Raw genomic sequence first — 7,226 nt, forward strand, 5'->3', positions numbered from 1 at the left:
CACTTTTGGTTCTTTGCTCCGCATGCGATTTCATCTCGATCGCGCCCGAAAATATTGGGTATTGTTAGATGAGAACCTAAATCGATCGGCGGAACTTATCACCCCAATGGAGCAGCACGAGCTACTTTTTGTAATCGATCGCGACCTAGCTCAACAGCTAAACTTGGCACTAAAATAGTTGCAGAGAATAGCAAGCAACATCCGCAGGACAATATAGATGAACAGAGCTAGCTATTGGCTGCTAATTATTTTCTCTGTCGCCATCCCGATCGCAATTTGGATAGATATTTTCCGAGCTAACTATCGGTGGCAACTATTACCGGCAATTATTGCTAGCTCGATCGTATTACTCCTCTGGCGATCGCGCCCCAAGTCAAGATTACAATTTTCGCTGTGGTTGTTAGCAGCTATTGTGGCTGTCATTGGGTTTGTGGCGGCGGCGGCATGTTCGTATCTATACCCTCTATTTACATTGCCAGTTCCGACTGGTCGGTATGCGGTAGGTACCACGGCGATCGATCTAGTCGATCCTGCTCGGTGGGAACGCTGCGATCCCACCACCAAATCCCATCGCGAACTAGTCGTGCAAGTCTGGTATCCCGCGATCTCCAATTATGGAGACAGAGCACCCTATCTGCCCGATCGGCGATCGATCCCCAAGGGCGCGTTCAGTCATCTGGGTCTGATTAAAACCAATGCAGTTCGCGATGTGGCGATTGCGCCGCCAACAGCCGCTCCATATCCGATCGTGCTCTATACGCCCTCTTGGAGTGGCTATCGTACCGACAATACCTTTCAGACAGAAGAACTCGCCAGTCATGGCTATGTCGTCATCGGGTTAGAACATCCTTGCTCGGTACCGATGGCCATCTATCCCAGTGGCAGGGTCATTCACAGCAATTTATCCTCGGACTATACTTCTTCCGATGCAGCTCTGGCAACATTACTGCGAGTCGGCGAAGAACAACTCAGCTTGCGAACTCAAGATATTCAGTTCGTACTAAATCGATTGCCGCAGATTAGTCAGCACGAATTATTACACGGCGCACTCGACCTTCAGCAGATTGGGATTTTTGGGCATTCATTTGGCGGTGCTGCTGCCGCAGAGGCTTGTGCTGTCGATCGACGGCTTAAAGCAGGGATGAATATGGATGGATTGCTGTTTGGCTCGGCGGCTCAACATGGTGCCGCACAGCCATTTTTCTTCATGCAATCTGACTATTCTCGCCCCACCGCCGCCGAACTGAAATCGACTGATGGCTCATTCCGTCGATCGAAACAAACTGACGAATGGGGCTACCAGCAACGCGATCGCTGGTTTCAGAAATGGGGTGGCGAAAATCTCACCCTATTGGGTGCCGAACATATGAATTTCTCCGATCTTCCCCTGCGATCGCGCATTAAGAACGGTGGTGGCTCGATCTCACCAGACTTAGCGATGAAAATTATCAATGCCTATACAGTGGCTTTTTTCGATCGCGAATTAAAAGGCAAACAGTCGCCATTATTCTCTGACACTACGACTAATGTCGATCGGCTGCGCTCTGGCAGTCCGTTTCCAGAAGTCATCTTCGAGCAACATCTCAAGCCCTAGTAGCTGAGAACTTACTGCGATCGCCATTCCGTGAGTAATGTATAGCAATTCTTTTCACTTATACCCGACTAAATTAGTCGGGTATGTTTGACGACTGGAAATCGACGTGATATTGTTGATTTCAACAAGTTGACGGATCTGTAATCATCGCGATAACCCACTATGACCCAAGCCACCCTAAACAGCCATAGAACCACTGCCGCTAAAGGACTCGCCTGTAAAGAGTGCGGTACGGAGTACGAACTCAAAGCTACCCACATTTGCGAACTCTGTTTTGGGCCATTGGAAGTCCAATATGATTACGACTATCTCCGCACCAAAGTGACTCGCGAGAGCATCAAAGCTGGCTCGCATTCGATCTGGCGGTACAAAGATTTCTTACCCGTTCCCGACGAACATATCGTCGATGTCGGTACCGGCATGACGCCACTCCTCAAATCCAATCGGTTGGCGCGTCGCCTCGGTCTTAAAAATCTCTACATTAAAAATGATGCTGTAAATATGCCCACCTTGAGCTTCAAGGATCGGGTGGTGTCAGTCGCACTTTCCAAAGCCAAAGAATTTGGCTTCTCAACGATTTCTTGTGCTAGTACTGGTAACTTGGCCAACTCTACCGCTGCGATCGCCGCTCATGCCGGTTTAGAATGTTGCGTATTTATCCCTGCCGACCTCGAAGCCGGTAAAGTATTGGGCACCGTGATCTACGGCCCGACGGTGATGGCCGTTCAAGGTAACTATGACCAAGTCAATCGCCTCTGTTGTGAAGTTGCCAATACTTACGGTTGGGGATTCGTCAATATCAACCTCCGTCCTTACTACTCCGAAGGTTCCAAGACTCTCGGCTTTGAAGTCGCCGAACAACTAGGCTGGCAATTGCCAGACCACATCGTCGCCCCGCTGGCTTCCGGCTCCCTATTTACCAAGATTCACAAAGGCTTCCAAGAATTTGTCAAAGTTGGCTTAGTTGAAGATAAACCCGTGCGTTTTAGCGGCGCGCAAGCGGAAGGCTGTTCGCCGATCGCTCAAGCATACGCCGAAGGTCGCGATTTTGTCGTCCCCGTCAAGCCCAATACGATCGCCAAATCGATCGCGATTGGCAATCCCGCTGACGGTCTTTACGCCCTCGAACTCGCCCGCAAAACTAACGGCCATATCGAATCCGTTACCGACGCCGAAATCATCGAAGGCATGAAGCTCTTGGCCGAAACAGAAGGGATCTTCACCGAAACCGCTGGCGGTACCACGATCGCCGTCCTCAAAAAACTCGTTGAAGCTGGTAAAATCAACCCCGATGAAACCACTGTGGTGTACATCACTGGTAACGGCCTCAAAACCCAAGAATCAGTCCAAGGCTACGTCAGCGAACCTTTCACCATCGAAGCCAAATTAGATAGCTTCGAGCGCGCCCTCGAACGTTCCCAAACCCTCGATCGCCTCGACTGGCAACAAGTCTTGGTCTAGGGGATAGGGGATAGGGAATAGGGAATAGAAGAAAATTGTATTACCTACTCCCTAACCGCTACCCGCTACCCTCTACCCTCTACCCCCTACCTTCTTCATGACCGTCAAAGTTCTCATTCCCACACCCCTGCAAAAATTTACGAACGATCGCGCGACGATTGACTGCGAAGGTAAGAGTATTAGCGAGCTGTTAGATGCTTTGGACACGGCTTGTCCTGGTGTCAAAAAGGTTCTATGCAAAGAAAATGGTGAATTAAATCGGTTTGTGAATCTCTACGTCAATGATGAAGATATTCGCTTCCTCGATAATGCCAGCACATCATTAAAAGATGGCGACCAAGTCAGTATCATTCAGGCTGCTGCTGGTGGCTAAACGAGTTTACTCGTTACCAAGATTTTCAACTTGTTTTAAAATATCTAGCCGTCACTGCGAACACAGTGACGGCTTTTTCATGTCGAGATTCTTCGCGCCAGCATTACCAATTTAATGTATGGCAACCGCAAAGCTTGTTATGACAATTCGACCATTACTGCGACACCCCCGACTTCTCCAAGAAGTCGGGGATGTGTCCTAAGCTTCGCGACTGCTATAAAATCTCTGGCGATCGACCCCGCTCCCCGCCAATCTCTCTAGCTTTTCATACCTGAATTCAACAAAGTCTAAGCTCTGCGATGATAACTAAATACATTGGCAATCATCAACCAAATTGGTGAAGATTGGATGGCAATGATGACAATCAACCAATAAGCTGCCAGATCGTTATCTGCACTAATGCGGTAGACGATGCCGACACAAACCAGAAAAAATATCATGTATAAATTTAGGCCGAAATGATAGATCCAGCGGGCTTTCGGCGTCGGTTGGAGGATTGGATATCCCGCGATGCGAGGATCGACTTCTCGCGAACCCAGCCAGATCAAAACTGCCGCACCGATGAAACAAACGATCAGGGTAATTACTCGCCCTGGTTTGGTAACTTCGAGGAAGAGTGCGGCGAGCGTTGCGATGAGACTACCTTTGCGATCGTAAATCCCATTTTCTATTACCCAGTTTGCGAACAGCCTTTGACTGTAATCGTTATCTTGAAAGTGGCGCAAGTAACACAACGATCTACGACTATAAAAAATTGTCGCAGCCGCAGCAATTGCCGAGACAGAGAGGGCTGTTAACATAAACGACGGAATGCGTGGACGATCGGAAAAATTAGGAAGTCAATCTTAGTTTGCCCTCAAATTATCAAAAAGTATCTTCGCACAAAATATACACTTGCGAGCGAGCGGTGCTCATAGCTACGAATAGCTACAGTTCAAGCTGGGCATAGATTGTCAGAAAAAAGTATAACTCGATCTCCGGCAAATCTTTGTATAATTAAATACTAGATATCTCAGTCGATCTCCCGTCGAGATCGACAGCTAGCTAACAATATTTATTGGTTGCAGCCGATCTCCACTTGCGGAAGATCGGCTCAGATCGATCGAGCGGCTGGATTTAGAACGTAAAGGTAGTGCGCACGGCACCAATTACAGCACCAGTACTATTAGCATCTTGGTTAGGCGCACTCAGATAGATGATCCCAGGGGTAATGCTGACATTCTCGTTAACTTTAATCTGATAAAAGCCTTCGAGATGTAAACCAGCCTTAGTATCGGTAGTGCCGTTCCCAGAAGAAGTTACGCGCGGTTCTTGTCCGACTAGGAAGCCGGCTAAATTACCTTTGCCACCGAAATCGGGGGCAGCCGCAGTTACCGCCCAGTTCCAGATCTGCCGATCTCCACCAACAGCCTGATTTTGCGTGTAGCCAGCCCAGCCGCCAAGGGCGAATTGGGGTGAAAGTTGGAACGAACCTTGTACGCCAAAATTATCACTAGTACTATTAGTACCGCCAAACGCGAGCGGGTTGGCATTGGTACTGCCAGTACCAAAATCGGAATTATAACTTTTGGTATAAGTCAAAGCGAGTTTGGAATTTTCCCCCGTCTTAACAGCAACCTGCGCGAGCGCACCGTAGCCACCATTAAACAAACCTAAGCCCACCGCTGGATTGTTAGCTTGACGCGCCAAATAGCCTAAGCTCACTTCCATAGAGTCGTTCAATTTGTGACGTAACCCGACACCAGCACCCTGAATGGTGTAGTAAATCGAGGGACGGTTGGCAAAAGCCGAAATCGCACCGCTGTTGCCATCGCCATCAAAGTAGGGATTGATGGTATCGGTAAAGTCATCTGCTGCCCCAGCATTAGCAATAACGGTGACTAGGGTTTGAGGGCTAAGGGAGAATTGATATTTGAGCGCGTCGATACTGACGGTGCTGTTGGTAGTGCCATCTGTCCAAGATAAGCCCCCTTCTGGAGTAGCTGCTGCTGTGGTGCCCGATTTAGGATTTTGATTGACCAAACCCATGCCGACCGCTTGCAGGCGGGTAGTCAGGGTACCACCGCCGATATTGCTTAAGAGTTCCACTCGCGTCCGATGGCCGAAAGCGACATTGTTGCTGTAATCGCCAGATATACCGCCCGTTGCACCAAATACCACCGATCCTTGCAGTTTGGTAGTTGTGGAAAATTGTTGCTTATCGATCTGTTCGATTTTTTTATCTGTTTCTGTCGCTCTCCCATCAATCTTGTTAATTTGCTCGCGCAATTCTTGATTGGATTTGCGTAACGCTTCGACCTCCTCACGAGTGACACTCGGCTCGGCGGGCGCGGGTGGGGGCGTTACGGGTGAGGGTGGGGGAGGTGTTTGAGTCACATCAGTGGGTGATGTGGTGGGTGCGGTAGAAGTGGTCGCTGGTTTAACTTGAGCACGAACTCTGGCTTTTTTGCGCGCGATCCGTTTCTTTTTCTTGTTCCTGGCGGCAATTGCAATTAGCTGAGGGGCACTAAATTCTGACCTATTGGCTGTAGTCGGAACTGATGCTATCGCTCGTAGATCGCTCGCGAGTAATAACGTGGCAATTAACCCACTTATAGTAATCGTGAGCCAGTTTGGTCGATCGTTCATGGTAAATATTTCTGGAGTAATAAGTAGTGGAAGTTAGCTAAAATCGCGCAACATCTTTTTGATTTCGATGTTGTGTAATTCTTCAGTGCCAATCATCGTGCGAGCGAACTCTTCGAGATAGACACTTGCATCCTCAACAATGTCGAGGAGTTTTTTGTACATGTCCAAGGCATTTTTTTCATGGGCTAAACTTTCTTGTAAAATATCTTTGACAGAGTGTTTATATGTTTCCTCCATTGGGGCAATTTGGAGGGATGGGTGTCCCTCTAGTCCCGTGAGAATCTCCCCTACCTGTTGTGCGTGCAGAAGTGATTCCGTTGCTTGGGCTTTGAAAAAATCGACGATCGGAATCCGGTTGGGGCCAGTCACCATTAACGCATAGTGGGTGTAACGTACCACTCCCGCTAGCTCGAATTCCATGATGGAACGCAGCACCTCGATCGCTTTTTCTGTGTCTAAATCTTGCATGAGTTAAAAGTTAATTTGGTATTTAGATAGTTGTAGCAATTGCAATTTGATGCTGTTGCTGTAAACGATCGCTAACTCGTTCGCTTAAATTAGATTCAGTTGGTTCTGATGGTGAGTCGATCGGGAAATGGTTGGCTAAAAGTGCTAACACTTGACTAGATTGGACTTGGCGGTAGTGTGTTTTCCCGGGTACCATTGCGCTAGCTGGACTAGTGACGATCGCCTGTGGCGCAGCTTTACATTGGTGTAGACATTTGACTGTTTCGATCTGGACTCGATCGGTCAGATTGCTTTCATCGAGGTATGTTTGCATCAACTGGCAGATCTTTTCACTGCCGCGTTTGCGACAACTCGATCCCTGACAGACCTGGATTGTTGTCGGTGCGCAGGTGTGACTGGTGGCAGAGGGGGGATCGATCGAGTGAGACGATCCGAGGTTGAGATTGCTAACTAGCCCGATTTTTGGTGTAGCCAACAACTGTTTGACTTTAGTTTTGCGTTCGCCAGTATCGAGATCGATGGTTTCTTGAGTGAGTAGTGTCAATGAGATCCCTGGTTGCCAATCCTGAATCTGTAACCGCAGACTTTTGGCAACTTTGATGAGTCGATCGCCATCGACGGTCGCTAGCTGAATATACCGATGCGGTATACTTTCGTCTCCCCAACCTTGAAACTGGCCGGTGAGTTGGCGAAGGCGTTTGT

7 protein-coding genes are annotated in these 7,226 nt (G+C 48.5%); 3 read left to right on the top strand and 4 right to left on the bottom strand.

Going from position 1 to position 7,226, the window contains the following annotated elements; all coding sequences use genetic code 11:
• Positions 1-217 precede the first annotated feature (217 nt).
• The 3 genes from RMO84_RS02315 (at position 218) to RMO84_RS02325 (ending at position 3,428) form a co-directional block, all read left to right on the top strand.
• Entirely contained in the window at positions 218-1,594 is a 1,377-nt protein-coding gene (locus RMO84_RS02315; protein ID WP_310486842.1) for a hypothetical protein, read from the top strand.
• 162 nt (positions 1,595-1,756) lie between these two features.
• Positions 1,757-3,055: a threonine synthase gene (gene thrC / locus RMO84_RS02320; RefSeq protein WP_310486843.1), complete on the top strand. Its 1,299-nt coding sequence runs from the start codon at positions 1,757-1,759 to the stop codon at positions 3,053-3,055.
• Positions 3,056-3,152: 97 nt separating this feature from the next.
• Positions 3,153-3,428, top strand: coding sequence for a MoaD/ThiS family protein (locus RMO84_RS02325; RefSeq protein ID WP_310486844.1), 276 nt, complete (start codon positions 3,153-3,155; stop codon positions 3,426-3,428).
• Between the two features lie 287 nt (positions 3,429-3,715).
• Here RMO84_RS02325 and RMO84_RS02330 read toward each other — a convergent pair whose 3' ends face one another.
• The 4 genes from RMO84_RS02330 to RMO84_RS02345 all read right to left on the bottom strand — a co-directional run.
• A complete protein-coding gene (locus tag RMO84_RS02330; RefSeq protein ID WP_310486845.1) occupies positions 3,716-4,228 on the bottom strand; it encodes a hypothetical protein in 513 nt (170 codons plus the stop codon).
• A gap of 316 nt (positions 4,229-4,544) precedes the next feature.
• Positions 4,545-6,056 carry an iron uptake porin gene (locus RMO84_RS02335; RefSeq protein WP_310486846.1) on the bottom strand — a complete coding sequence of 504 codons (1,512 nt, stop codon included), beginning with the start codon at positions 6,054-6,056 and terminating at the stop codon, positions 4,545-4,547.
• A 33-nt stretch (positions 6,057-6,089) separates the two neighbouring features.
• The gene (locus tag RMO84_RS02340) at positions 6,090-6,524 is read right to left on the bottom strand and encodes a ferritin-like domain-containing protein (RefSeq protein WP_310486847.1); all 435 of its coding nucleotides are present in this window, start codon (positions 6,522-6,524) and stop codon (positions 6,090-6,092) included.
• Positions 6,525-6,546: 22 nt separating this feature from the next.
• The coding region (locus RMO84_RS02345) for a (2Fe-2S) ferredoxin domain-containing protein (protein WP_310486848.1) at positions 6,547-7,226 on the bottom strand (680 nt) is incomplete at its 5' end.

The organism is Chamaesiphon sp. VAR_69_metabat_338 (genome assembly GCF_031423935.1).
Lineage (GTDB): Bacteria > Cyanobacteriota > Cyanobacteriia > Cyanobacteriales > Chamaesiphonaceae > Chamaesiphon.